Below are 24,702 nucleotides of genomic sequence, written 5' to 3'. Positions count from 1 at the left end.
TCGGCGGGCTGTCTCCGCGCGACCGTGGCGCGTGCGGCCGCGGAGCGCGCGACCCTGGCGCGACCTCGGCGCGCGCGGTCGTCACGGCGGGAGGAAGCCGAGCGCCCCGGCCCGCGTGATCGCCTCGGCACGGCCGGAGACGCCGAACTTGCGGTAGAGGGCCGAGAGCCGGTTCTTCACCGTCCCCGGCACCTGGTGGAGCTCCGCGGAGATCTGGGCGATCGAGCGGTCGGTGGCGAGGAGATCGAGCAGGTGGGCTTCGGCCTTGCTCAGCTGCGGCATCGACACCTCGGACACCGACACCGCACCGACCTCGCGCAGCCGCGTGAGGAGCTGGGCGCGCCTGGTGTCGGCGAACGCCCGGAACACCGGCTCCCACGCCGGGTCGCCGGCGCTGAGGTCGAGGAGTCGGGCGCGATCGGTCCGGGGCAGCCAGGCCAGCGGCAGCAGGGAGCTGACGAGCGCGGTGAGCCCGAGGGCCGTGCGGAACTCGTCGCGCGCCTCGGCGTCGCGGCCCAGCCGAGCCTGCGCCGCCGCCCGGATCGCGGCGAGCTCGGCCCGTCCGGTGGGGGTGAGCATCGGGTGGTAGAACCACGCCTCGACCTGGGCGATCGCGGATTCGCTGCGTCCGGCGATGAGTTCGACGCGCACGCTGCCGACGACGCGGGCGGCGGAGTCCGGCGACATCTGCTCGAGTTCGACCTCGGCCCACCGCAGCTGACCGAGCGCGGTGAAGACGGCGCTGCGGCTGCCGGACACGAGGTCGCGGCTGAGCCGGGGCAGCGTGGTGGCGCGGTCGTCGAGGTCGTCATGGGCGACGTCGTCGTTGGCGATGATGAGGTCGGCCGGGGTGCGGGCGGCGAGCACGGCGAGTCGCCGCCCGATGACGGGGATCCAGATCCGCAGTCCCATCCCGTCCGGTGCCCGGTCGACGTCGGCGAGGCAGTCCGCGGCGAGGTCGAGATCGAGGCGGTCGAGGGCGCGCAGGGCCGTGGCGATGCGCCAGGGCGAGCGCACGACGTCGTCGACGAGGGTCGGCCGCGGCGCCGTCCGGGCCAGTCGCGCCAGCAACGCGTCGGTGCGCTCGTGGTCCCCGGCGACCGCTGAGGCCAGCGCCGACCACGCGACGGCGGCGGGCACGAGGTAGTCGCCGTCGACGTGGCGCGGGGCGGCCTGGACCTCGACGTCGTGGAGGATCGCCCGGGCGCGGGCGACGTCCCCGTCGTGGAAGGCGCAGATCGCGGCCACGAGGCGGATGCTCAGCTGGGCGCGCTTCGCGCCGGGCCGGATGCGCGCCGACAGGCCGAGGTCGGCGGCCTCGCTGTGGCGTCCGGCGGCGACGAGGGCCGACATGTCCCGCAGCACGGACCCCGGCCCCACCTCGGTGGCGATCGCCTCAGGCTGCGGCGGTGGGGCGGTATCGGGCACGGCGAGGAAGCAGAGCTCGCGGAGTCGCCCGGTCCGCGTCTCCCCGATGAGCGCCTCCTGCAGTCGCGCCTGGTCGAAGTCTCCGCCGAGGAGGTCGATGATGTCCTCGGCGATGCGGGCCATGAGGGCGAGGTCGGGTTCGACCGTCATCGCCTCGGGCGGGAGTCCGCCGTAGGCGGCGCAGGCGGCCTGCGGGGCGAGGAGGAACATCGGCAGTCCGACGGAATCGGCGAGCCGGAGGAGCACGTCCCAGTGCCGGGCGCGGCGGGCGAGGTCGAGGACGTCGGCGAGCACCTGCGCATCGATCGCCTCGGCGGTCTCGAGATGGTCGACGAGAGCGGGGACGAGATGGGTGAGGAGGCCGGACGCCTCGCTCCCGCTGTCCGCGGCGGCCGCACTGCGGCGCAAGCTCGCCGCAAGGAGGACGGGCACCCGCAGGAGTCGCCGGCCGCCGTCGGCTCCGGCATCGGCGACGACACCCGACATGCGCAGGCGCATGAGCACGCCCTCGGGGTCAGGGGGGCCGGACCTCAAGTCGGCCGGCGGGGGCACGGAGGCGAGCGCGAAGAGCGCAGTCCGTTCGGTGAACGCGCCGAGGTGGGACAGCACCGTCGCGACCCAGAGGTCCTCGGCGGAGAGGCCGAGGTCGAGCGGCGGCGCCTGAGCGGCGACGTAGTCGGCGAAGCTGCGGGAGGTGGGATCGACGGAGTGGTCGACGCGGGCGGCGGCAGCGGCTGCGATCCGCCCGAGCGCGAGGCACCCGGCACTCGCGGCGAACAGCTCGGCCGCGAACTCGTCAGGAGCGAGACCGAGTTCGCGGGCGAAGCCGGCGATCTCGGCCGCCCGGCCCGTCGGCGCGGGCCCGCCGGCCGGGCCGCCGGCCTCGGCGGGGTCGGTACCGGGGACCATCTTCTCCAGACCTCCACCTCGGCGGGGAACCACCGCGCTGAGTTGATCGATGAACATCTCGCAGCCTCTCCTCGATCTGCGTCGCCAGCGGGGAGCTCCCCCGTGGGCGGAACCGCTGCTGTGGAACCAGTCTGGGGGACGTGCCCGCCTGAGGCCGCCGTCGCGGGGCCGGCCTGCGGGAAGCCGTCAGGGTTGTGCGGGTCGGCGAAAGAGTCCGCGGGAGCCATGGAGTCGGGCAGCGGGCCTCCCTACGCTTGAGGATCATGCACACGGTTCGCACGATCGCGACAGATGACTACTGGAGATTCCTCGACCGCACGGGGGACGCCAGCTATCAGCAGACCCCCGAGTGGAGTCGCGCCCGCAGCACCGACTGGGAGCACGAGCCCGTGGGCTGGTTCGCCGGCGGCCACGAGCCGGTCGCGGCGGCGGTCATCCGGTATCGGCGGATGCCCGGCAGCCGCCTGCGGTTCGCCTACATCCCCCAGGGGCCGCTCATCGACTGGGCGTCCCCGGACGTCGACGATCAGCTCTCCGCGCTCACGGCCCACCTGCGCGCCCGCCGCGTCTTCGGTGTGCGCATCACTCCCCCGCTCACCGTGCGGCGGTGGGATTCGGCGACCGTGCGCGCGGGCCTCGCCGATGGCGCGGTCCGCCGCTTCTCCGACCTCCCGCCCGATGCCGTCGACGCGACGGCCCTGCAGCTGACCGAGCTGCTGGCCCGGCGCGGGTGGCGGCCGATCGTCGGCGACCCCGACACCGAGGCGAGCCAGCCGCGGCTGAACTTCCACCTGCGCTTCGACGACGGCACCGAGGAGACGGCGCTGAAGAAGATGTCGAAGACGTGGCGGAAGAACATCCGCAAGGCCGCGCGCGCCGAGGTGGAGGTCCGTCCGGGCGGTCGCGAGGACCTCGGCGAGGTCCATCGTCTCTTCGTCGAAACGGCCGAGCGCAACGGCTTCGAGCCGCAGCCGCGCGAGTACTTCGAGGCGATCTGGGCGACGATGGGCGAGGCCTTCCCCGGGGACTTCGCCCTCCATATCGCCCGTCACGACGGGGACGCGGTCGCGGCGAACGCCACCGCGCGGATCGGCGGCCGGGTCCAGGGGGTCCTCGCCGCGACGAGTGCGGTGCGCCCGGAGGCCCGAGGGTCGAACGCGGTGTACTGGGCGATCATCCGCCGGGCCGTGGCTGACGGCGCGCAGCTTCTCGACCTCGGCGGGGTCGAGGACACCCTTGACGCCGGGGACCATGCGTCCGGTCTCATCCGCTTCAAGGCGGAGATGGGTGCCGATGCCCACGAGTACATCGGCGCATGGGACCTGCCGCTGCGGCCCGTCGTCTACCGCGCCTTCACGACGGTGCTGCCGCTGCGCTCCCGCCTGCGGGCGCTCCGGCCGACGACCGCACGCGCACTGACGACCGCACGCGCACTGCGGAGTCCCGCAAAGCCGCTCCGGAGCGAGACCGAGAGGCGGGCATCGCCAGTAGCATCCCGATAAGCGGGGTATGCACCGCCTCCGCCTTCCACCGACAGGACACCCGATATGCCGAAAGCCTCGCTGCTGTTCGTGACTGTCGGCAACATCGCGACGGCCGCCGCGCAGTGGTACCTCGTGTGGCTCTTCGCCCGCCAGGACGGTCCCGCCGCGGTCGGCCAGTATTCGACCCTCATCGCGGCTCTCACGCCGGTGTTCATCCTCTCCCAGCTGGGCCTGCGCAACCTCTATCTCACCCTGCAGGCACGGGTGCGCTGGGGCGTCTACCTCGGTGTGCGGATCTGCAGCGCCGCCGTGGCCGCCGGGATCGGCCTCCTCGTGCTCGGGCTCGTCGTCCCCGAGCTCTCCTGGCCGATGGCGGCCGCCGTGCTCGTCATCAAACTGTGCGACACGATCGCCGACCTCTTCTTCGCCCGCCTGCAGAGGGCCGAACGACTCCGGGCCTTCGGGCTCATCCTCATCGGCAGCGCCGTCGTCACCGCCGTCACCGTCACGCTCGTCATGGCGGTCACGGGGTCCGTGGTCAGTGCCCTGTGGGGAGTTGCCGGAACCGCCCTGCTCGTCACCGTCGTCACCGCCGTCCTCGGGCAGCGCGCCCCCGCCCCCGAACGCGCCGCGGACCCCGGTCCGGCGGCGGACGCCACTTCCACCGGCACCGAGGTGCGCGCCCTCCTCACCGCGGGAGTGCCGCTGTCGCTCATGCAGGGGATCTACTCGCTGACGTCCTACGCCCCGCTCGGCGTCGTCGCGCTCTTCGGGGCCGCCGACGACGTCGGACGGTACGCCTCGGCGGCGTACCTCGTCGTCTTCGCGAACCTCGTCGGAGCGTCCGTCGAGACCGTGATGCTGCCCGTCTACCGCCGTCTCCACGAGGACCCCGCGGCACCGCCCCTGCTGCGGACGTCCCTGGTGCGGGGCGGGATCATCATGGCAGCGCTCAGTCCCCTCATCATCGTCGCCCTCGTCCTCGGCAGTCCGCTGCTCGTTGCCGTCTACGGTGAGGCGTTCGCCCTGTCGGCACCGGCGATCGGCATGCTCGCCGTCGCCGCGGTCATCACCGTGCCCACGTACCTGCTGTCGGCGACGCTGCTCGTGCTCAACCGGTACTGGGCGACGACGTTCGTCGGTGCGTTCTCGGTCGCCGTCGCACTGCTCAGCGGCGGGATCGCCGGAGCCGCCGGCATGCCGGCGGTGGAGGCCGGGTGTCTCGCGCTGCTGTGCGGTTCGGTCGGTCGCTATGCCGGTGAGCTGGTCCTCGCGTGGCGGCCCGCGCGCCCTGCCCGCCGCCTCGATCCGGCCGCGGACCCGGTGCCGAGCCAGGGCGGCAGCCGCTGAGGGTCACCGGTCGACGAGGACGTCGAACGACCCGAAGTACACCGCCCACAGGGTGAACGCGACGAGCAGGCCGAGTCGGACGACGGGGGCGGCCGTCCCGCGGTAGGCGAGGAAGGGGATCGACACGACGGCGGGCACGAGCGACCACGAGTACGCGGCGAGGCGGTCGCTGAAGAAGACGAATCCCATGAGCAGGAAGTACCCGTTGAGGAGGATGAAGGCGTTGAGCAGCTTCGGATACCACTCGGGCAGCACCGTGAGCTTCTTGAAGGCGACATAGGACACGGCCAGCGGGCCCGCGCTGAAGAGCCAGAAGCTCGGACGGTTCGTGCCGCCGGTGTACTCCGCGGCCAGTGAGGGATCGGAGTAGACGTCGACCTGCTCGACGCTCGCGCCGAGCGGCCCGGCCAGGCGCTCGTTCATGCCCGTGAAGTAGGCGGCGGAGAGGATCACCCACACGCCGAGGAGGATGTCGGTGCGCATGCGGATGAGTCGGATGAGGACGATGATGAGCGCCGCGGGAATGGCCGACCAGTGGAAGAGCAGACCGACCCCGACGAGGAGGACGATCCACACGACCCTGGCGCCGCGCAGCACGAGGGCCAGGGCGAGGAAGAGGAACGAGATCGACAGCCCCTGCCGGAGCAGGAAGCTCGAATAGTCCATGAAGAAGCCGAAGCAGAAGGTCACGTAGAGCACGACGGCCGTCTGCCACCCGGAGCCGAGGACGAGCCACAGGGTCGCGGCGAGCATGATCCCGCAGAAGGCCGCCGCGACGACGAAGTAGACGCGGGCATCATGGGTGAAGAGACCGACGATCCAGTTGAACAGCAGGTATGCCGGCTCCCTGCCGTCGGCGACGGTGTCAGCGAAGATCTCGTCCGGCGACGCGAAGCTCATCGACTCGAACTCGAGGGCGTAGCGGTTCTTGTCGACGACGTCGTAGTTCGCCGCCGAGGCGGCGAGCACCGTGATCGTCACGAGCGAGAGGATCGGGAACAGCGCGTTGCTCCAGTGCCGGAACTTCGAGGTCTCCCCGACGACGCAGAAGCCGACGATCCACAGGGTGGCGAGCACGAACCACGAGACGAGGAACATCGCTCACGCCTCGATTCGGTCGAACTGCTGCTCCCATTTGAGAAGCGTCCGGATCGCCGGCATCATCTCATCGAGCATCGTCTGGTGGACCTCGTCGGTGCCGCCGATCGGGTCGACGACGTCATCGTTGCCGCCGTCGCCGGGAGCGGCGTGGCGGTACCGCTGGGCCAGCGCCGCGAGCGACTGCCACCGCTCCGTCGGCGACGAGCCGTTCTCGGGCGGCACGAGGGGCAGGATGCGGGCGAACTCGCGCAGCGTGAACGTGCGCTTGAGGGCCGCCGGGAGCATCTGCACGACGGCAGCGCGCTGTGCCCGCTCCATCGTGAGGACGAGGTCGGCGGTGCGGATGTGGCCGGGTTCGAGCCGCCGCGAGGCGAATCCGTCGAAGGTGAGCCCGTAGCGTCCGGCGATCTGGGCGATCTCCGGGGTCACCGTGTCGTCGGGGAGTCCCTGCGTCCCGGCACTGGAGACCGCGAACTGCATGGGTGCCAGCTCATCGAGCCCGTCCTGGAGCACCCGTTCGGCGAGCGGGGACCGACAGACGTTTCCGGTGCACACGACGAGGATGGCAAATGGCCCCAGGTCGACGTCCCATCCCCCGTTCATCGGCGGCCTCCGACGAGACCGGTGAGACGGAAGAGCGAACGGTACCCGAGGAGGTTGTAGGCGGAGCCGAGCATCCGCCGCCCCGGTCCGAGACCGTCCATCCGCACCGAGGGCACCTCGATCCGGTACTCCCTCGCCCGTGCCAGCCGCTGCTCCCTGGGAACGTCGCAGTCGGGGCGGTGGAGGTCGCGCACACAGGAGAAGACGTTCTTCGCCCTGATGAAGTCGACGGCCGCGACGAGTTCGGGCGATCCCGTGCCCTGCGCCCAGTCCGCGAGCCGCGTCCCGACGATCGTGAGATCCGTGAACTTGTCGGGAAGGTAGCGTCCGGTCGCCGAGGCGGTCCCGCCCCGCCGATAGAAGTGACCGCGGATCGGCACCGTGCGCACCACCTCGGCGCGGGAGATGCAGTCGAGGTTGAAGAGGAGGTCCTCACCCATCCGGATGCCCTCGAGGAAGCGGGTGCCCCCCGCGTCGATCAGGGTGCGCCGGTAGGCCTTGTCCCACACCGCGTTCGCGGTCTCGGCGGCGATCATCGTCGCGATCTCCCGGTGGTCGAGGACGACGTCGACCGCCTCGGCGAGCGCCGCCTGCAGCCGCCGGTCGCCATCGCCTCCGGAGTTGCCGATGGCACCCGGGTCGTCGGTGGAGGCGAAGCCCACGATGTCCGCGTCGTCCCCGCCGGCCCGGACGAGCGCCGTGAGGAGCAGCGGGTCGATGAGCAGGTCGTCGGCGTCGAGGAAGAGGATCCACTCGCCGTGCGCGGCATCGAGGCCGCGGTTCCGGGCGGCGGAGACACCGCGATTCGGCTGGCGGAGGGTGCGGACCCTGGTGTCCGCCGCGGCGAGGTCGGCGAGGAGCGCGGGCGTGGCATCGGTCGAGCCGTCGTCGACGACGATGAGTTCGAGGGCTCGGTGGCGCTGGGCGAGCACCGAGTCGAGCGTCGCCTGCAGGTGCGCCTCGCCGTTGCAGACGGGGACGATGACGGAGACGAGGACCTCGGTGCCGCTCATCGCTCTCCCCGACCGACCGCAGTGCTCGACGCAGGCCGGGACGTGCGGTCGACGAGCGTCTCGAGGAAGACCCTCACCGACTCTGCGGTCTCCGTCGAGTCGAGGCGGGAGCGGTCGTAGGCCAGGGGTGCCGTCATCCTCCCTGTCGACCAGTCCTCGGCGAGCGCGGTGACGAGGGCCGCACTGTCGCGATCGGTCACGAGCCGGGCCTCGGGAATGTCGCGCACGCCTTTGACGTCGAAGGCGTACGAGCGCCGCCCCACGGCGACGGCTTCGAGCATCACCCGCGGCAGACCCTCCCACGCCGCCGTGTGGAGGAGACCGTGACTGCCGCTCAGGGCGTCGACGACCGTGCCGAACCCATGGGCGGTGACGGCATCGGCGAGGCCGAGGCGGCGCACCCGATCGGTGATCCGGGCTCGCAGCGGCCCGTCGCCGAGCATCCGCAGGCGGACGTCGACTCCCACCGCCCGGAGACCGGCGACGACGTCGACGGCGAGATCGGGACGTTTGCGGGGGCTGAACTCGCCGATCCAGACGAGCTCGAGCCGGTTCCCGGCCACCGGGAGCGCCGGTGCCGCAGCGTAGCGCTCGAGGTCGAGTCCGACCCCGGTCTCGAGACGGAGCAGCCGGTCGGACTCCACGTGGGGTGCGAACCACGCATGGTCGTCGGAGTTGATGGTGATGATCCCGCTCGTGCGTCGCAGCAGCGAGCGCTCCACGGTCTGCCACATCCGGTCGGCCGGCCGGGTGCCGGTGTTCCAGTGCAGTCCGTGGCAGAAGTAGACGACGGGAACGTCGAGCGAGGCGGAGCGCACGAGCCCCGACGCCGTTGCGGAGTTCGTGACGACGACATCGATCCCGGCGTCGCGGACCCAGGACCGCAGCCCGGCCCGGGCCGCGACCATGCCCGGCCCCGGGCGTCGGCCGAGGCCGGCGATGACGACGCCGTGACCGTCGGCGGTCGGGGTCCCGGCCGCGGTCGACACCGCGTGCCCCGCAGCCGTCCACGACGCGATGATCTCGGGGAAGAACGAATCGATCATGTGCCCGACGCTGGCGAGCAGGCCGATCCTCATGGCAGTCGTCCCATGCTCTCCCGCCGCGTCTGCCCTCCGGTGCGGGCCAGCCTCCGCGGGCGCAGGTGACGTCCTGCGGTGGCGTCGTCGCTCGTCGTCCAGGTCGGGCTCGCCGCCTCGGCGGTCTGCTCGCTGCCGCGACCGGACCAGGCGTCCTCGGTGCTGCCCGGCCAGGTCCGCGGCACATCGGACGGGGGCACGTCGGAGGGGATCTCGGGTCCCGGCCCCGCGGTCTGCTTCTGCGCCCGGCTCGAGTAGCACTGGTAGTAGCCGTTGGCCTCCGCCGAGGTGCGCGGCACCCGGTTGAGGACGACGTCGACGGGCACATCGAGGACGTCGAGGCTGCGCACCGCCTCCTGGAGGTCGTTCGTGCGCACCTGCCCGACGCTGGCGACGAGGAGGACCCGGCCGACCTGCTTCGACAGCACGAGGCTGTCGGCGACCGGCAGCAGCGGCGGACCGTCGAGGATGACGATGTCGAACTCCCCGGTCAGGCGCTTGATGAGTGTTCCCATCGCTCGCGAATCGAGCAGTTCGGTGGGGTTCGGCGGCATCATCCCGGCGGTGAGGACGTAGAGCTCGTCCTGCCCCCAGGGCTGCATGAGCTCGGAGAGGTCGGCGGACCCGACGAGGGCGGTCGTCAGTCCCACGGAGTTCTCGAGGCCGAGCTTCTCCGCGACCGTCGGCTGCCGGAGATCGACGTCGACGAGGGCGACCCGGCTGCCGGCCTGGGCGAGCGCGATCGCGAGATTGATGCTCGTCGTCGACTTGCCCTCCTGCGCTCCCGCCGAGGTGATGAGGACGGCGGAGTTCGTGTCGTCGACCTGGGCGAAGCCGAGGTTCGTCCGGAGTCGGCGGTAGGCCTCGCCGCGGACGTTGTCGAGCCCCATCTGGGTGAGCAGCGGCTGGTCGGTGATCTTCGGGTCCGTGGGGATCGAGGCGAGCACCGTCGCCGAGGTGATCGCCTCGACGTCCTCCTTCGTCCGCAGCCGGCTGTCGAGGTTCGAGCGCAGCAGGGCGATGCCGAGTCCGATCGCGAGTCCGACGGGCAGTCCGAGGCCGATGCACATCCACAGCGGCAGACCGTCCGGGACCGTCGCCGGGACGGCGGGGTTGGCGACCTTGAGTTCGATCTGCCCGGTGTCGGCGCTGCCCGAGTTCTCCATCTCGCCGATGACCGTGACGAGGCTGCCGGCGATGGCGTCGGAGAGCTCCGCGGCCTCGTCGGGGGTGGCCGCCGCGGCTTCGACGGTGATGAGCACCGTGCGCGGGTCGCTGTACGAGTTGACCTGTCCGGCCAGCTCCTCCGGCGTCTCGTCGAGGTTGAGGCGGTCGATGACGGGTTCGAGCACGGGCCGGCTGCTCGCCATGTCGACGTAGGTCTGGATCCGCTCCTGCATGAAGCTCGAGGCCATCTGCAGCTGGTAGGGATCGCCCGAGGTCGACACCGAGGCGAAGAGCTCCGTGCGCGAGGAGTACGTCGTCGGCAGCAGCGCCCAGATCCCGAATCCTGCGGCGCCGCCGAGCACGGTGGCGATGACGAGGAGGGCGACGTTGCGCCGGATGAGGCGCAGATATTCTTTGAGTTTCATGGCTCGTTCCGCTCCGGTGGGCGACTGCGGGCGATCGGCGCCGCCGCTCGTCGACGAGGTGTTCGTCCTGGTCCCAGGCTATGGGGGTGCCTGAGTGGTCTGATATGCCCCGTGCTCCGGGGTACGGGCGCCCGCATCACCGGTGCGGCCCTCCGCATCGGAACGCCGCGATGGCGGTGAGCACCCGGTCGAGCTGTGCGCTGCTCAGGGCTGACCCGCTCGGCAGCGTCAGCCCGGTCGCGAAGAGCGACTCGGACATCCGCCCGCCGTGCATCGTGCGCCCGCGGTGGACGGGCTGGAGGTGCATCGGCTTCCACAGCGGGCGCGTCTCGATGCTGTGCGCGGCCAGCCACTCGCCGAGCTCACCGGCGGTGAAGCCCGCCGTCTCGGGGTCGACGAGCACCGCGCTCAGCCACGCATTGTCCGCGTGGGGGTTCTCGCGACCGAAGAGCTCGACACCGGCCCAGTCCCCGAAGAGCTCGCAGTAGCGGGTCCGGTTCGCCCGGCGGGCCGCGATCATCGAGTCGAGACGGAGAAGCTGAGCCCGGCCGAGCGCCGCGAGCAGATTGCTCAGACGGTAGTTGAAGCCGATGTCCGTGTGCTCGTAGTGGGCCACCGGTCGCCGGGCCTGTGTCGAGAGGTAGGCCGCGCGGGCGGCGAGGTCGGAGTCGTCGGTGAGCAGCACCCCGCCGCCCGAGGTCGTCATGATCTTGTTGCCGTTGAAGGACACCGCTGCCGCGTGTCCCATGCTCGCGGTGGCCCGGCCGCCGCAGTGGGAGCCCAGGGATTCTGCGGCGTCGACGAGCACCGGCACCCCGAACTCGGCGGCGATCGGCAGGATCCGATCGTAGTCGGCGGGCCTCCCGAGCAGGTCGACGGGGACGACGGCCGCCGGCAGGCGTCCGGCCCGCGCCCCCGCACGCAGCGCCTCGTGGAGGAGCCCGGGATCCATGTTGCCGTCGGCGGTGCAGTCGACGAAGACGGGTTCGGCCCCGCAGTAGATGATCGCGTTCGCGGTCGCCGCGAAGGTCATCGTCGACGTCACCACGGTGTCACCGGCGCCGACGCCGAGACCGAGGAGACCGAGGTGGAGGGCGGCGGTTCCCGAGGCGAGACCGACGGCGTGCCGGACGCCGACCCGCGCGGCGAGTTCGGCTTCGAACGCGGTGAGGTCGGGGCCCGTCGGGGCGATCCATCCGGAGCGGAACGCGCGGATGAGGTACTCCTCCTCGAGCGCTCCGACGTCGGGAGTCGACACCGGGATCGGCTCGAGCTCGGTCGGTGTCGCCGAGGCGGTCGGCTGGGCGTTCGAGATCGTCATGACGCCATCCTCAGGTCGGGGTTCGGTGCGGTCTCGGGCCACAGTGCGCAGCAGAGGAGCTCCCCTCCGACGGCGACCGCGGCCGGCTGGGGCAGGGCGCTGAGCGGCGGCGCCTCGGTGACCGGGCGGAAGCCGTACGAGAGGTAGAGATCCGCCGCCGCGCCGGCCGTGGCGACGGGGCAGAAGGCGAAGTCCGCATCGGTGCCGCGCGCCCGGTTGAGCAGCAGCCGCAGGACCTCGCGGGTGAGCACCTCGTGCTCGTCGGGGGCGAAGGCGGCATCGACCGGGTGCGGCAGGAACCGGATCAGCCGGGCCGATTCGCCGAGGCTGACCATCTCGCACAGCCCCACCCGCTGACCCGCACGGGTCCTCGCCATCCACTGCGTGAGGTCGCGGGTGCGGGCGATCTGCTCGAACTCGATGAGGTCGGAGCGCAGACTGCCGCCGTAGCTGAACGTCGTCGCCGCACCCGGGTGGCTGACCCCGGTGCGCCGGACGACCGTGCCCACGGTCCGGGCGAGGATGCGCAGATCGGTGCGCAGGCTCATGGTCTTCACGTACTCGAGGTCGAGGTCGAAGCGCTCGTCCCACGACAGCGCGTTGCGGCCGCTGACCTGGGCCAGTCCGCTCAGGCCGCCGCGCACTGCGTGACGACGGGACTGCTCGGGGGTGTAGAGCGCGAGGTAGTCGGTCGTCAGGGGACGCGGGCCGATGAGGCTCATGTCGCCGACGAGGACGTTCCACAGGCTCGGCAGCTCGTCGATGCTCGTCGCCCGCAGGAGGCGGCCGAAGGCGGTGAGCCGCGTGGCATCGCTCGTCCAGCCGCGCGCGGGGTCGAGCGGTCGCATGCTCCGGAACTTCCGCAGCCGGAAGATCCGCCCGCCCTGGGTCACCCGCTCCTGCGCGAAGATCACCGGAGCACCGTGGAAGGCGAGGACGAGGCCGGCGGTGAGCAGCAGGAGCGGGGCGCACACGAGCAGTCCGAGTCCTGCCCCGAGGCAGTCGAACGCACGTTTGATGCGGGAGTAGGGCATCTCAGGACCTCGCCGGCTCTGCCTGCCGGGCAGGTGTCGACTCCTCTGACAGTGCGGCCGGTGCCGACCCGCCGGTCGACGGCGACCCGCCGGCTGACGGCGCTGTCTCGGCGGCCTCCGGTGTCAGGAGTTCGGCGCCGCGGCGGTAGGCCGGGAAGAAGTCGCTGCTCTCGTCGAAGTCGAGACCGCGCGCGGCCAGCCGCTGCCGGTGCGCGGCGAGGAGTGCGTCGTAGGCCGGGGCGGAGATGATGCGCTCCCCGGTGAGGTAGTCGACTCGGCCGTGCGGGGCGAACCCCCGCTTGTACCGGTCGAGGCTGTCATCGGGTGCGGCGGTGACGCCGCCGCCGAGCACATAGCTGCGGCACCCCCGGGCCTTGAGCCAGGTCATCGACTCCATCTTCACGAGGTCGTTGGGGCGCGCGCGGAACGCGGCCGCCTCGGTGCCACCGAGGAAGTAGTAGCTGGTGTCGGTGCCGAAGAGGAGGAGGTCGGCGGAGACCAGCCGCCCGTCGAGCTCGGCGTAGACATAGGCGAACTGGCCGGCGAGCGCCGCGTGGAGGCCTTCGAAGAACGGGCGTTCGAAGCGGTACCAGTCCGCGCTGTCGCGGCGCTGCATCGTCTCGGTGTAGATCCGGACGAAGTCGTCGACGAACTCCCCGTCGGTGTCGATGACGATGGTCACGCCCTCGCGCCGGGCGCGGCGGACGTTGCTGCGCACCTTCGGTGCGACCTCCCAGCCGAGCTCCTCGACGGAGACGCTGAGGTCCCGCACGTAGTTGTTCTGACGCTTGCGGGTCGCGCCCCGGTACGGCAGCAGCGTCTCCCCGAAGAGGGACAGGCGGGAGAACTCGCTGACCACGGAGTGCTCCAGCGCCCACGCATCGAAGCGGTGCCAGAACACCTCCGCAGTCGCCTCGACGTCGGTGAGCCCCCAGTGCATCGGTCCGCCGTAGCCGTAGGGGGAGACGATGTCCCGCCAGCCGTCGCTGCCGCTGATCTCGCGGAGGAAGAAGGGGTAGAGGACGTGTCCGCCGCCGTGGGACAGGGCGACCGCCATGAGTCGACCCTCGGCCGGACGCAGGAGGGAGCACACATCCGGGTGGGCGAAGGGCTGGCGTTCGTCCGACGCCGCCCACAGGGCGATCCACGCGTCGCGGTCGGCGGGCACCTCGGCGTCCCAGACCTGCCACTGTTCACTCATGCTGACACCTCTGATTTCACGTGCTTGCGCAGACGGGCGATGGTCAGTCCGGAGGCGGCTGCCGCCTCGGCGACGCGCTGCTGGCGCGCCGCCGCCGGCTCGGCCGGGGTGGTGTCGGCGTCGACGGTGTCAGGTCGCGCAGCCTCGGCGCGCACGACCTCGGCGGCCGCCTCGGTCACGGCCCTGGCCTCGGACGACGGAGACGGGACCGCCCGCTTCCGGGCGGGTGCCTCCGGGGTGCAGATCTGCGTGCAGAAGAGGTCGATGACCTCGCGGGAGGCCGACCGGCTCGGCAGCACCCGCGGATCGAGCTCCGGCGCCTCGACCCGGCTGATCTTCTCGTGGATGCGCATCACGGTGCCCTCATCGACGCCGAAGAGCTCCTCGTCGAGCTTCTCGCCCTCGCGCAGGCCCGTGTAGATGATCTCCATCTGCCGGTCCGACATCGCGACGAGGCTGCGCGCGATGTCGTCGATGCGCACGGGCTCTCCCATGTCGAGGACCATGACGTTGCCGTCCTGCCCGATCGCCGCGGCTTCGAGCACGAGCTGGCAGGCCTCGGGGATCGTCATGAAGAAGCGCCGGACCTCGGGATCGGTGACCGTGACCGGACCGCCGCGCCGGATCTGCTCCTGGAACGACAGCAGCACCGAACCGCGGGAGCCGAGGACGTTGCCGAACCTCACCGAGAGATAGGTGCCCGGCGAGCGCGAGGCGAAGCCGCTGACGAGCTGTTCGGCGATGCGCTTGCTGCGGCCCAGTTCGCTCGTCGGCGCCGCCGCCTTGTCGGTGGAGATGTTGACGAACGTGTCGACACCGGCAGCGGCTGCGGCCTCGAGGACGTTGAGCGTGCCGTGGACATTGGTCTTCCACGCCTCCTCGGGGAACCGTTGGAGCATCGGCAGGTGCTTGAGCGCTGCGGCGTGGAAGACGATCTGCGGTCGCGTGGCCGCGAAGATCCGCTCGAGCGCCTCGGGGTCGCGGATATCGGCGAGCACCGTGTTCGGCGAGGTCAGCAGGGCGGAGCCGAAGAGCGTGAGCTCGACGCCGTGGAGGGCTGACTCGTCCCGGTCGAGGAGGATGAGGGACTCCGGTCCGAGCGCTGAGAGCTGGCGGCACAGTTCGCTGCCGATCGACCCGCCGGCCCCGGTGACGAGGACGCGGCTGCCGGCGATGGTCGCGGCGATCTCCGTGAGATCGGTGTGGATGGGACTGCGGCCGATGAGGTCTTCGACCCTGAGGTCGCGGATGTCGGCGATCTCGACCCGGCGGTCGACGAGTTCGGCCAGCGGCGGGATCGTCCGCAGCCAGCGTCCGGTCATCTGCAGGCTGCTGCGGCAGGCCTGCAGGAACTGCGCGTCGGAATCGGCGATCGCGACGATGACACCGGCGACATTGAGCGCTTCGACCACCTCGGCGATGTCCTCGCTCGTGCCGCGCACGCGCACGCCCTGGATGCTCAGGTGCCGCTTGCGCGGATCGTCATCGATGAGTCCGACGGGCAGGTAGGCGCCCGCCGGATCCGAGAGCATCTGGCGGATGAGGGAATCGGCGGCGTCTCCCGCACCGACGACGAGGACCCGCTCACCCTGTGTGGGCCGCGTCGTCATCTGGTGGATGTAGCGGATGACGTACCGGCTGCCCGACATGAGGATGAGGGCGGAGAAGACGAGGAGCAGGACGAACGGGGAGTCACCCGCGGTGACCAGCAGCAGGACGACGGTGACGGCGAGGCTGAGGAGGACGAGACCTCCGTATTCGGAGAAGCTGCCGTAGTGGTAGCGGCTGCGGTAGAGGCCGAGGCTCAGGCCCCCGAGCAGCTGGAGGGCGAGGGCGACGGCGAGCACGAGTCCGATCGTCCACCCGTCGATCCAGCCGAATCCGAGGACGAACCAGGTGAGGCCCGCGGCGAGGACCCACGCGGCGGCGTCGAGCACGATCTGGAGGCGCGCCCTGCGCTCCCAGACCGCCAGTGCCAGTCGTGACGACCGGCTGCCTGCGGTTCCTGGTTCGGCCTCCGGTTGTGCCGATGCTGTCATTGCGATCTCCAATGCTTCAGTGAGACCGGCAGCGCCGTTCTCGGTTCTGCAGACGCCCGGGCCGCCGAGGGGACGGCAGTGACCTGACCGCTGAGGGGGAACGGCAGGGCCGGGCGATTCGCGATTGCTTCCCAAGCTATTTCCGAAGCGGTGGTGTCGGACCCGTGTGCGCCGGTGATCTGCGGTCATCCGCGATCAGTGTGCGGACTGCCGCCACACCGGGCGCACCGGCAGACGAGGCTCAGACGACCGCGAGGCTCGGGTTGCCGGCCAGGCGGGAGATCAGCTCGGTGCGGGACCCGACGCCGAGCTTCCGGTAGGCGGCGGTGAGGCGCAGCTCGACGGTGCGCAGGGACACGAAGACCCGCCGGGCGATCTCCTTGTTCTTCAGCCCCGCCCGCACGAGTTCGACGACCTTGAGCTCCTCGTCGCTGAGTTCGCGCAGCTGCGGCAGCTCGGGCGCGGCGGTCTCGACCGGGGCGGGCGGTGCCGTGTGATGCCGGGCCAGGCCGTCGGCCCCGAGTTCGAGGAAGGTCGCCGAGGCGACGCTCAGCTGCTCCCGGGCGCGAGCCTGGGCGCCGATCCCGCTCAGCCGCCGGCTGAAGGCGAGCTGCGTGAGCGCCTTCTCATAGAGCGAGTCCTCGGACCGGAACGCCCCCAGGGCGAGCGTGAAGAGCTCGAGGCTCTTCTCTCCGGTGGCGAGCAGCGCCTCGCAGCGGCGCAGCGCGTGTGCGGCCCAGCGCGAGGGGCAGCGGTCGACGCGGCGGCGCAGCTGCGCGACGAGCATCCCGGCGTGTTCGCGCCGTCCGATCTCGATGAGCGCCTCGATGAGGTCGGCTTCGTGGCGCCGCACGTTCGGGTTGAGCTCATGGGCGGAGAGCTCGTCGCAGCGCCGCAGATGGCGGACGGCCTCGGCCGGGTAGCCCAGACGCAGCAGGCAGCTGCCCTGGAGGGCGTTGAGTTCGGCGAGGAGGCGTCGGTTGTCCGTCGTCGTCGCGAGTGCCGCGAGCTCTGCCTCAACGGGTTCGGCGGCGCAGGCCTCACCGCGCATGAGCAGCTGCCAGCAGCGCAGCTGCAGGATCCGGTCGGGCCTGACCTGGCCCGCGCCGGCGGGCGCGTGGCCGATGTCGTCGATGAGCTCGCTGGCCGCCCGCAGGCTTCCGGCCCGCAGGGCGATCTCCGCCTGCAGCCCCAGCGCCCGCGTGCGCCAGATCGTCGCCCCGTCGACCTCCCCGCGCAGCAGGGCGAGCGCGGCCTGCGCGGACTCGTAGTGCTCGGTGAGCATGAGGCCCGTGGCGACCGCGAGGACGAAATGGGGCTCGCACTCCTCGATCTCACCGGTCCGCAGCGCGGTGAAGCACCGCAGCGCCGTCTCGTCGCGACCGCGGGCGGCCTCGAGCCTGATCGTCGCGGCGTCGAGCAGCTGGTCTTCGGCGTCGCCGAGGTGGTCGCCGGCGTCGCGGGCGGCGGTGAGCAGCTCCTCGGCCTCGGCGTACTCGCCGCGATCGCAGCGGCCGATGCTGAGGAGGAGCTGGAGCCGGGCGACGTCGGCCGGGGCATCGCGGAGCTCCTGCTTCGACCAGCTGTTGACGAGGTGGGGCGGAAGCGTCTGGCGGCGGGTGAACGTGATCTCGACGTCGAGGGTCCGCGCCCGCACGGCGAGCGAGGGCTGCCGGGACCGCGCCGCGAGGTGCCCGTAGCGGGAGGCGAAGACGAACTCGCCGCGGTCGTAGAGATCGCGGGCGACGGCGAGGAGGTCGGCGGCGAGGGCTTCGTCATCGGTGCTCACGCGGATCGCGCGTTCGACGAATTCGATGCCGTCGGCGGTCATCCCCTCGCGGATGAGGAGACGCGCGTCGGCGATGAGGGTCGGCGCCGAGTCCTCCGTCGGCCGCGAGAAGGACGCGTGCCAGTGAGCCAGCCGCGGATCGACGCCCGCGCAGTCCTCGGCGAGCCGGACGTGGCCGGCGATCCGCTCGGTCGCGCTCATCGTCTGGTGGGTCCACGCCCGCACCAGGCCGTTGGTCAGTCGCAGGTGCGCGTCGCGTCGCTCGACGAGGTCGCGCATCTCGAGGTCGTCGACGATCTCCCAGAAGCCGTCGACCCGTGCCGCGAGCGGGCCGCAGGGCGTCGACGGAGCCAGCGCCAGCAGCCTGAGCAGGCTCTGCGTGTCAGCGTCGGGGGTCCCGACGATGTCGCGCACGAGCGCGTCGGCCTGCGCGCCCGGGCGCGGCGGGATCGTCAGCGGGAGTTCGCCGAGGCGTTCACGGCGATTCATCGCATCGAGGATGTGGCGCAGCGCCAGGGGCAGCCCGGACGACGCCGCTGCGGCGACGTGGGCCGCCGCCTCGGAGAGTCCGCCGCCGCATTCCTCCTGGGCGAGCGCGACGAGTTCGCCGTGGTCGAGCTCGCGCAGCTCGACGGTGGGCAGAGGCGCCAGCGGACTGTCGGTGGGCAGGGCGTTGACGGAGATGACCATCCGGGTCCGCCCGGACTGCGATCGTCGCAGCCACTGTCCGAGGACGTCCTGGGAGGGGCGGTCCATCTTGTCGGCGCCGAGGATGACGATGAGGCCGTCGTCGGGCAGCTCGGCCGCCCGCAGTGCGCTCAGCACCGCATCGGGGACGGCGGCCGCGTCCTCGATGCTCGGGGCGCCGAGGGAGGCGAGCAGGACGTCGATGCCGGAATAGTCGGTGCCGGCCTCGGCGCGGTTGTAGTGCACGCGGAAGACCGGGCCCTCCCAGCGCGCTTCGAGGGCTCTGAGGAGTCCGGTCTTGCCGAGGCCGACGCGACCGACGACGGCCGCGGCCGTATGGCGATCGAGCAGGGTCTGGAGATGGTCGGGGTCTGGGGTGGGGATTGTGGGGATGTGCATGAGGTCCATCCTCGTGACCTGCGAGATCGGTCACTAGGTGGTCATTACGGGATGTTCTTCGGTCATTACTCGACTCGGGGCGCACGCGCACGGGCAGTCACTACTCGGTCATCGTGCGATGTCGATTGCGTGACCTTCGGCGACTACTCGAATCACGTGCCTGTCGTTCTCCGCTACTCGCTCGGCGCCGGTCGGCATGCGCGCTGAACTGGGATTTCACCGCGCCCGTCAGCGGCTCGTCGACGGCGGCCGCTCACGCGGGTGCGTCATTGCGCAGTCGTGTGATCGCCTCGGCGACCTCGGACCGGGAGGTGATGTCGAGCTTGCGGTACAGCCGGTAGGTGTGGCCTTCGACGGTGCGCACGGCGACTCCGAGCTCGTCGGCGATCTCGGCGTTCGTCAGGCCCGCGATGATGAGGCGGGAGATCTGCTGCTCGCGACTCGTCAGCTCGACGTCGTGCACGCGGTGGCGGTGGGGCGGCGGGCTCTCCGCCCAGGACTCGGCGTGGGTGAGGCAGCGGTCGACGAGCGCGGGCAGCTGCGGCGACAGCCGCTGAGCGAAGGCGACGAGGCCTCGGCGTCCTCGGCGCACAGGGCGGCGCCGAGCTCGCCGAGGAGGCGCCCGTCGCGATCACCGCCGTCGAGGGACGCGGCCAGTCGGCACATCGCCTCGACGTCGTAGTCCCCGAAGTGGACGAAGATCTCGATCCGCGCGCAGGCGGCGGCCGCGAGCGCCCCGCGCTCCTCGACGGCCAGCAGCGCCGCATCGAGCTCCTCGCGATACCGCTGCCGGCCGGTGAGCTTGGCGCGGACGACGAGCCGGAGGATCTGCGCGCGACGGGACTCGACGTAGGCGGCACCCGGCGGCAGGTCGAGGTAGCGGGCGTCGAAGTCATCGGCGGCCTCGGCGTTGCCGACCATCATCGCGGCGTACTGGGCCTGGGCGAGGGCGAGCGCGGCGAACTCGTACTGCTGCCAGTACTCGATCGCCTCGGCGGCGGCGCAGGCCCGGCGGAACGCCCGGTCCCAGCGTCCCGCCTCGGCGTGGAGCCGGGTGACGATGAGGTCGCGCGCGCCGCTGCCCGCCGCCCGATACGCGAGGTCGGTGCTGCGGGGCACGGCGAGCACGGCGGCGGCAGCCTCCCGGTCCCCGCTCTGCAGGTGGGCCCACGAGCGCGCGAGGTCGAGGATGATCGTGCCCGAGCCGATGTTCTCCGAGACGCCCTCGATCCGGTCGAGGAGGTCGCCGACGACGTTCCCGTGACCGCGTTCGAGCTCCTTGGCGGCGACGACCATGGTGATCGCCACCCGCAGGGTCTCGGGGATGCCCTCGGCGCCGAGCCAGGTGAGCACCGAGCCGTCGTCGCCGGGCAGACCCTCCCACGAGCTCTCGCTGACCCGCTCGAGGGTCGCGCGGGCGAGGTCGATGGCGTCGACGGCGTCGTCGAGGCGCCCCGCGGCGGCGGCCTCGGCCTGGATCCGGTCGAGGGCGGCGACGAAGTCGGCCCCCGACAGCGGCGGGGAGATGCGCTCGACGTCCCGGAGCACCCAGACGACGAAGGCTTCGACGACGAGGAACGGGTCGTCGGTCTTCCGGATCGCCTGGGCGAGGACGTCGCAGCCGACGGGGATGAGGTTGACGTCGCAGTAGAGGGTGCCGAGGTCGAAGAGCGCGGGGGCGTCCATGACCTCGGAGGGCACCTCGGCGAGGATCCGCAGCGCCCGCTGCCACTCCCCCATGCCGGCGGCGACGCGGGCGGCCTCGACGGAATCGGCGACCGAGACCTTCGCCCCGCAGCTGAGCGCCCAGTCCGCACGCAGCATCCGCGCCCGCTTCGACGGGGTGCCGGGGTGGGATTCGACGAGGGCGAACATCTGCCGGCTGCGTCCCACGGGGACCGTGTTCCGCACGGTCTCCGTCGAGTAGCTCTCGATGCACGTGTAGATCGGTCGGCCGCGACCGCCGAGGTCGAGGACACCGGCGGCGACGAGCGAGTCGGCGGCTTCCCCGAGTCCCGCGGCGAGCATGAGCTCGACCTCGACCTCACCGGCGAGGACGACGAGTTCGAGCGCTTCGCGCTGCTCGTCGGTGTACCGGGAGAGATCGCTGCTGACGAGGTCGCGGGCCCGCTGATCGTAGTCGATGTCGAGGCCGTCGAGCAGCCACACTCCGCGCTGGAGGACCAGACGGCGGCGCCGGCGGGCGTAGCGGAGCAGTTCGATGATGAGGCCCGGGACTCCCGAGGACTGGAAGGCGGCGACGTCGAGGGCGCCGTGGGAGACGATCCCGCCGAGGTGGTGCTCGAGCATCGCGGAGACATCGTCGAGGGTGAGCGGTTCGAGGAGGATGTGGTGGACGACCCCGTCGGCGACGAGTTCGCCGAACGACCCGGTCCGGCCGTCGACGGTCGGGGTCATCGTCGCGACGACCTTGATCTCCCCGTCGCTGGCGAGCTGCCACAGTGCCGAGAGGCTGCTCTCGTCGAGGCAGTGGGCGTCGTCGGCGAAGACGACGGGAGTGCCGGGCCCCTCCGTCAGCGCTGCGACGACGCGGGCGAGGACCGTCTCGGGTTCGCCGTCGAGGTCGACGAGGAGCCCGAAGGCCCCGAACGGCACCGCCTCGAGCACCCGGTCACCGCGGATCCAGGTCTCCTGCCCGCCGCGGTCGGCGTGCACCCGCGCGGCGATCCGGGACTTGCCCATTCCGTGCTCGCCCTCGATGACGACCCCGGAGACCTCAGTGCCGCGCAGGGCGGCGTCGATCTCGGCGAGTGCGCGATCACGGCCGAAGATCGCAGTGTCGACGACGTCGCTCACGGATCATCCCCCCACGCGGCGACGACGTCGCGCAGTTCACGGCGGTTGGCCACCTGCAGTCGGCGGTAGATGCGGGTGAGGTGCCATTCGATCGTCCGGGCGGAGAGATGGTGGAGCTCGCCGAGGTCGTGGCTGCTGCGTCCGGCCATGACGCCGTCGACGAGCTTGCGCTCGAACTCGGTGAGCACGGCATGGAGCTTGGGGCCCGGAGTGGAGAAGCGCACGGTGCGGGTGCTGTTGCCGATGAGGATGCGCGCCTCCCGCGCCGCCGTGCGGTCGCCGTCCTCGACGGCCCGCTTCTGGGCGCGCTTGGCCAGTTCGGCGCACGCGACGACGGCGCCGAACTCGAGGGCGAGGCGGGCGGCGTCGAGCAGGGCGGAGGGATCGCTGCCGCCGATCCCCTCGGCCGTCGCCCGGGCGAGGTCGCCGATGCCGCCGTCGATGCGGTCGGCCACCTCGGCGAGCGCATGGGCGGCCGTCTCATGGCCGAGCCGGGCGGCCTCCATGAGCGCCCCGGCGGCCATCGTCGTCGCCCCGATCTCCGCGGCCTCGACTCCGAGGGCGTGCAGGCGGGCCGCCGCGGGGTCGGGGCGGGTGACGGCGAGGGCCTGGAGGTCGAAGAGCCGCGCCTCGAACTCCGACCACCACGAGTACTGGTCGGGACGGGTCTCGACCGAGGTGGACTCGAGGAGGGCGTCGGGGTTCGACAGGCGACCGAGCTGGGCGTCGACGTAGCGCTTGGCGGCGTGGCCGACCCGCGTGATGTCGATGAGGTCGGTCTCCTGGAAATGGCTGAGCAGCGTGTGCAGGGTCGACTGCGCACGGGCGGGGTGGCCGGTGCGCGCATCGACGAGGGCGCCGGCGAAGTCGATCATCCGGTCCCCGGTCCGCGCCTGCCGAACCGAGCGGCGGGCACCGGCCCAATCCCCGGCGAGGTACCGCGCGACGAAGATCTGCGGGGCGGCGTCCTCGACCTCGTAGCTCGTCAGCCCGGCGAGGCCGAACATCAGCTCGGCCTGGTCGATGTAGCGCAGGCCGAGGTCGACCTGCCCCCTCGTGACCTGCCCGATGCCGATGATCGCGCAGGCCCGCAGGCGGTGTCGGGTCAGGCACGCGTGATCGCGGTACACCGCCTCGGCGAGCCGCATCCCCTCCTCGAAGCGGCCTCCCCGCTGTTCGTACCGGGCCCGGGTGACGTCGAGGCGGCCGGTGTCGGCGGGACTCGTCAGCCTCTCGCGCGCCCACTGCACGACGAGGTCCTCCGGCGTCCGGGGATCGGTCAGCCGGATGTCCATGCAGGCCAGGCGCGACAGGTAGCTCGCGTCATCGGCGTCGGAGCCGGTGACGTCCTCCCCCCGCGTGCTCGCCCCGTCGGGGCTGCCGTCGGCGAGCCGGGCGACGAGGCGGTCGAAGGTCCGACGCCCCTCGTCGACGTTGCCGCGCTCCTTGTCGGCGCGGACGAGTTCGAGGAGGATGCGGCTCGTCTGCCACCGGGAGGCGGTGATGAGCTCGGCGGCGTCGGAGTACCGGCCCTCCGTGTTCGCGGCACCGACCGCGGTGAAGACCGTGTCCTCCGCCTGGCCGAAGCCGAGGGAGAGCCCCCAGCGCAGGTAGCCGAAGAGCGCGCGGCCGGCCAGCGCGGCGACGTCGACGACGGACTCGTAGACCTTGTAGAGGCTGAGGCTGTGGGCGGGCATGACATGGGCTTTGAGCGTCTCGGCGATGACGCGCTCCGACAGGCGCACCCCGGACCCGCGTCCGCGGTCCATCGTCACGAGTCCCTTGTCGGCGAGATCGTCGAGCTCATCGGCCGAGCAGAGCTCGGCGAGGGCTTCGTAGGGGGCCGCGTCGACCATCGCGATGATCTCGAGGATCGGCCGCAGCTCGCTCGGGATGTTCCACAGGATGCGCTCGTGCGCCCGCGTCTGGTCGAGGCCGAAGACGAGCTGGTTGACCAGCCGCGGATTGCCGCCGGTGTCCTGCAGCACCTCGGTGGTCGACCGGTCGATCGCCCCGGGCGATTCGAGGAGGGCGGCGATCGCCCCCTCGTCGAGGCCGTCGAGGTCGATGCGCACCATCGACCCGCCCAGCCACAGCGTCGCGATGAGATCGACGGGCGGGCGGATCGACTCGGCACCGACGACGAGGCGGATGCGGTGGGCGTCGGCGAGCTGGCAGAGCACGGAGATCGACTCGACGTCGACGAGGTTGGCGTTGTCGAGCTGGACGATCGGCACCCCGGGGCTGCGGCCGACGACGCGGGAGACGACCGAGAGCGCGGCACCCGGTCCGATGTCCCGATTGACGCCCTCCCGCGACAGGAGGATCTCGAGGATGCCGAGCGCGCGGTCGCGCAGCAGCTCGGATCCGCGCAGGCGGAAGATCGCGGCGTCCCGGTCGAGCTGGTCGAGAGCGCGATTCATCACGGTCGTCCGTCCGCTGCCGGCGGGTCCGATGATGAGGCACCCGCTGCGGTCGGGATCGGCCAGGGTCTGGCGAAGTGCGGAGACTTCGTCGGCGTACCCGAATGCACGGCCCTGGGGTGAGGGGACGGTTACCGACATTCGCGCTTCTTTCGATGTCACCGATCCGCTGGTCCGACGAGTTCTCGCTCGCCCGACGCAGCTCTCGGCCGGGTACCTCGCGATCGACTCGGCATCGGCGGCATGGGTGGCCGTGATTCCAGGTCAGGTGTCTGCGGTGGGGTGGACCGTCGACGACCGCGAAGCTGGGGATGTGGGGACACAATAACCGCATATGCCATGGCACGCAATGAGCTTCCCGCATCCCGGGCATCGGGGCGGGCCGCTCCACTTGTGAGTGACCTCACGCGACCGTACTATGGGAGCTAACTTA

The 24,702-nt window shown here is 71.6% G+C and carries 16 protein-coding genes; 2 read left to right on the top strand and 14 right to left on the bottom strand.

All coding sequences use genetic code 11. From position 1 onward, the window contains the following. Positions 1-81: 81 nt before the first annotated feature. The gene (locus ABD154_RS08675) at positions 82-2,394 is read right to left on the bottom strand and encodes a helix-turn-helix transcriptional regulator (RefSeq protein WP_344251089.1); all 2,313 of its coding nucleotides are present in this window, start codon (positions 2,392-2,394) and stop codon (positions 82-84) included. Between the two features lie 206 nt (positions 2,395-2,600). On the opposite strand from ABD154_RS08675, the gene ABD154_RS08670 reads away from it, so the two are divergent. Continuing rightward, positions 2,601-3,839: a lipid II:glycine glycyltransferase FemX gene (locus tag ABD154_RS08670; protein WP_344251088.1), complete on the top strand. Its 1,239-nt coding sequence runs from the start codon at positions 2,601-2,603 to the stop codon at positions 3,837-3,839. A 45-nt stretch (positions 3,840-3,884) separates the two neighbouring features. Beyond that, positions 3,885-5,171 carry a lipopolysaccharide biosynthesis protein gene (locus ABD154_RS08665; RefSeq protein WP_344251087.1) on the top strand — a complete coding sequence of 429 codons (1,287 nt, stop codon included), beginning with the start codon at positions 3,885-3,887 and terminating at the stop codon, positions 5,169-5,171. A 3-nt stretch (positions 5,172-5,174) separates the two neighbouring features. Here ABD154_RS08665 and ABD154_RS08660 read toward each other — a convergent pair whose 3' ends face one another. The 13 genes from ABD154_RS08660 to ABD154_RS08600 all read right to left on the bottom strand — a co-directional run bounded on the left by ABD154_RS08660 (position 5,175) and on the right by ABD154_RS08600 (position 24,410). Further along, positions 5,175-6,269 carry an EpsG family protein gene (locus ABD154_RS08660; RefSeq protein WP_344251086.1) on the bottom strand — a complete coding sequence of 365 codons (1,095 nt, stop codon included), beginning with the start codon at positions 6,267-6,269 and terminating at the stop codon, positions 5,175-5,177. A gap of 3 nt (positions 6,270-6,272) precedes the next feature. Further along, positions 6,273-6,875: an arsenate reductase/protein-tyrosine-phosphatase family protein gene (locus ABD154_RS08655; RefSeq protein ID WP_198499841.1), complete on the bottom strand. Its 603-nt coding sequence runs from the start codon at positions 6,873-6,875 to the stop codon at positions 6,273-6,275. Then, positions 6,872-7,888, bottom strand: a complete 1,017-nt coding sequence (locus ABD154_RS08650; protein ID WP_344251085.1) for a glycosyltransferase family 2 protein — start codon at positions 7,886-7,888, stop codon at positions 6,872-6,874. Before ABD154_RS08650 ends, ABD154_RS08655 begins: the two co-directional genes overlap by 4 nt. Further along, a complete protein-coding gene (locus ABD154_RS08645; protein ID WP_344251084.1) occupies positions 7,885-8,967 on the bottom strand; it encodes a glycosyltransferase in 1,083 nt (360 codons plus the stop codon). Before ABD154_RS08645 ends, ABD154_RS08650 begins: the two co-directional genes overlap by 4 nt. Then, positions 8,964-10,559, bottom strand: a complete 1,596-nt coding sequence (locus ABD154_RS08640; protein ID WP_344251083.1) for a tyrosine-protein kinase domain-containing protein — start codon at positions 10,557-10,559, stop codon at positions 8,964-8,966. Before ABD154_RS08640 ends, ABD154_RS08645 begins: the two co-directional genes overlap by 4 nt. 136 nt (positions 10,560-10,695) lie before the next feature. Next, complete coding sequence (locus ABD154_RS08635; RefSeq protein ID WP_344251082.1) at positions 10,696-11,880, bottom strand: DegT/DnrJ/EryC1/StrS family aminotransferase; 1,185 nt, start codon at positions 11,878-11,880, stop codon at positions 10,696-10,698. Beyond that, positions 11,877-12,914, bottom strand: a complete 1,038-nt coding sequence (locus ABD154_RS08630) for a sugar transferase (RefSeq protein WP_344251081.1) — start codon at positions 12,912-12,914, stop codon at positions 11,877-11,879. Before ABD154_RS08630 ends, ABD154_RS08635 begins: the two co-directional genes overlap by 4 nt. Before the next feature lies 1 nt (position 12,915). Continuing rightward, a complete protein-coding gene (locus tag ABD154_RS08625; RefSeq protein ID WP_211978682.1) occupies positions 12,916-14,115 on the bottom strand; it encodes a GNAT family N-acetyltransferase in 1,200 nt (399 codons plus the stop codon). Continuing rightward, positions 14,112-16,154, bottom strand: a complete 2,043-nt coding sequence (locus ABD154_RS08620; protein ID WP_211978681.1) for a nucleoside-diphosphate sugar epimerase/dehydratase — start codon at positions 16,152-16,154, stop codon at positions 14,112-14,114. The genes ABD154_RS08625 and ABD154_RS08620 overlap by 4 nt, the downstream gene beginning before the upstream one ends. A 241-nt stretch (positions 16,155-16,395) precedes the next feature. Next, positions 16,396-19,029 carry a LuxR family transcriptional regulator gene (locus ABD154_RS08615; RefSeq protein ID WP_211978680.1) on the bottom strand — a complete coding sequence of 878 codons (2,634 nt, stop codon included), beginning with the start codon at positions 19,027-19,029 and terminating at the stop codon, positions 16,396-16,398. 253 nt (positions 19,030-19,282) lie between these two features. Beyond that, positions 19,283-19,492 carry a response regulator transcription factor gene (locus ABD154_RS08610; RefSeq protein WP_344251080.1) on the bottom strand — a complete coding sequence of 70 codons (210 nt, stop codon included), beginning with the start codon at positions 19,490-19,492 and terminating at the stop codon, positions 19,283-19,285. Beyond that, complete coding sequence (locus ABD154_RS08605; protein ID WP_344251079.1) at positions 19,474-21,846, bottom strand: ATP-binding protein; 2,373 nt, start codon at positions 21,844-21,846, stop codon at positions 19,474-19,476. The genes ABD154_RS08610 and ABD154_RS08605 overlap by 19 nt, the downstream gene beginning before the upstream one ends. Next, positions 21,843-24,410, bottom strand: coding sequence for a helix-turn-helix transcriptional regulator (locus tag ABD154_RS08600; protein WP_344251078.1), 2,568 nt, complete (start codon positions 24,408-24,410; stop codon positions 21,843-21,845). Before ABD154_RS08600 ends, ABD154_RS08605 begins: the two co-directional genes overlap by 4 nt. Between the last annotated feature and the right edge of the window lie 292 nt (positions 24,411-24,702).

The sequence above is a fragment of the Brevibacterium sanguinis genome, from assembly GCF_039528855.1.
GTDB lineage: Bacteria > Actinomycetota > Actinomycetes > Actinomycetales > Brevibacteriaceae > Brevibacterium > Brevibacterium sanguinis.
Note: the sequence above shows the minus strand (reverse complement) of the source record. Positions and strands in the feature narration are given on the sequence as shown.

What these genes read in the sequence shown, in the direction of transcription:
- ABD154_RS08635 (WP_344251082.1), bottom strand. Translation starts at nt 11,880, where the DNA reads ATGACGATCTCGAACGCCCAGCCGACCGCCTCGGCGACACCGACCGAG.
- ABD154_RS08655 (WP_198499841.1), bottom strand. Translation starts at nt 6,875, where the DNA reads ATGAACGGGGGATGGGACGTCGACCTGGGGCCATTTGCCATCCTCGTC.
- ABD154_RS08615 (WP_211978680.1), bottom strand. Translation starts at nt 19,029, where the DNA reads ATGCACATCCCCACAATCCCCACCCCAGACCCCGACCATCTCCAGACC.
- ABD154_RS08645 (WP_344251084.1), bottom strand. Translation starts at nt 8,967, where the DNA reads ATGAGGATCGGCCTGCTCGCCAGCGTCGGGCACATGATCGATTCGTTC.
- ABD154_RS08625 (WP_211978682.1), bottom strand. Translation starts at nt 14,115, where the DNA reads ATGAGTGAACAGTGGCAGGTCTGGGACGCCGAGGTGCCCGCCGACCGC.
- ABD154_RS08620 (WP_211978681.1), bottom strand. Translation starts at nt 16,154, where the DNA reads ATGACAGCATCGGCACAACCGGAGGCCGAACCAGGAACCGCAGGCAGC.
- ABD154_RS08670 (WP_344251088.1), top strand. Translation starts at nt 2,601, where the DNA reads ATGCACACGGTTCGCACGATCGCGACAGATGACTACTGGAGATTCCTC.
- ABD154_RS08630 (WP_344251081.1), bottom strand. Translation starts at nt 12,914, where the DNA reads ATGCCCTACTCCCGCATCAAACGTGCGTTCGACTGCCTCGGGGCAGGA.
- ABD154_RS08675 (WP_344251089.1), bottom strand. Translation starts at nt 2,394, where the DNA reads ATGTTCATCGATCAACTCAGCGCGGTGGTTCCCCGCCGAGGTGGAGGT.
- ABD154_RS08665 (WP_344251087.1), top strand. Translation starts at nt 3,885, where the DNA reads ATGCCGAAAGCCTCGCTGCTGTTCGTGACTGTCGGCAACATCGCGACG.
- ABD154_RS08600 (WP_344251078.1), bottom strand. Translation starts at nt 24,410, where the DNA reads ATGTCGGTAACCGTCCCCTCACCCCAGGGCCGTGCATTCGGGTACGCC.
- ABD154_RS08660 (WP_344251086.1), bottom strand. Translation starts at nt 6,269, where the DNA reads ATGTTCCTCGTCTCGTGGTTCGTGCTCGCCACCCTGTGGATCGTCGGC.
- ABD154_RS08650 (WP_344251085.1), bottom strand. Translation starts at nt 7,888, where the DNA reads ATGAGCGGCACCGAGGTCCTCGTCTCCGTCATCGTCCCCGTCTGCAAC.
- ABD154_RS08640 (WP_344251083.1), bottom strand. Translation starts at nt 10,559, where the DNA reads ATGAAACTCAAAGAATATCTGCGCCTCATCCGGCGCAACGTCGCCCTC.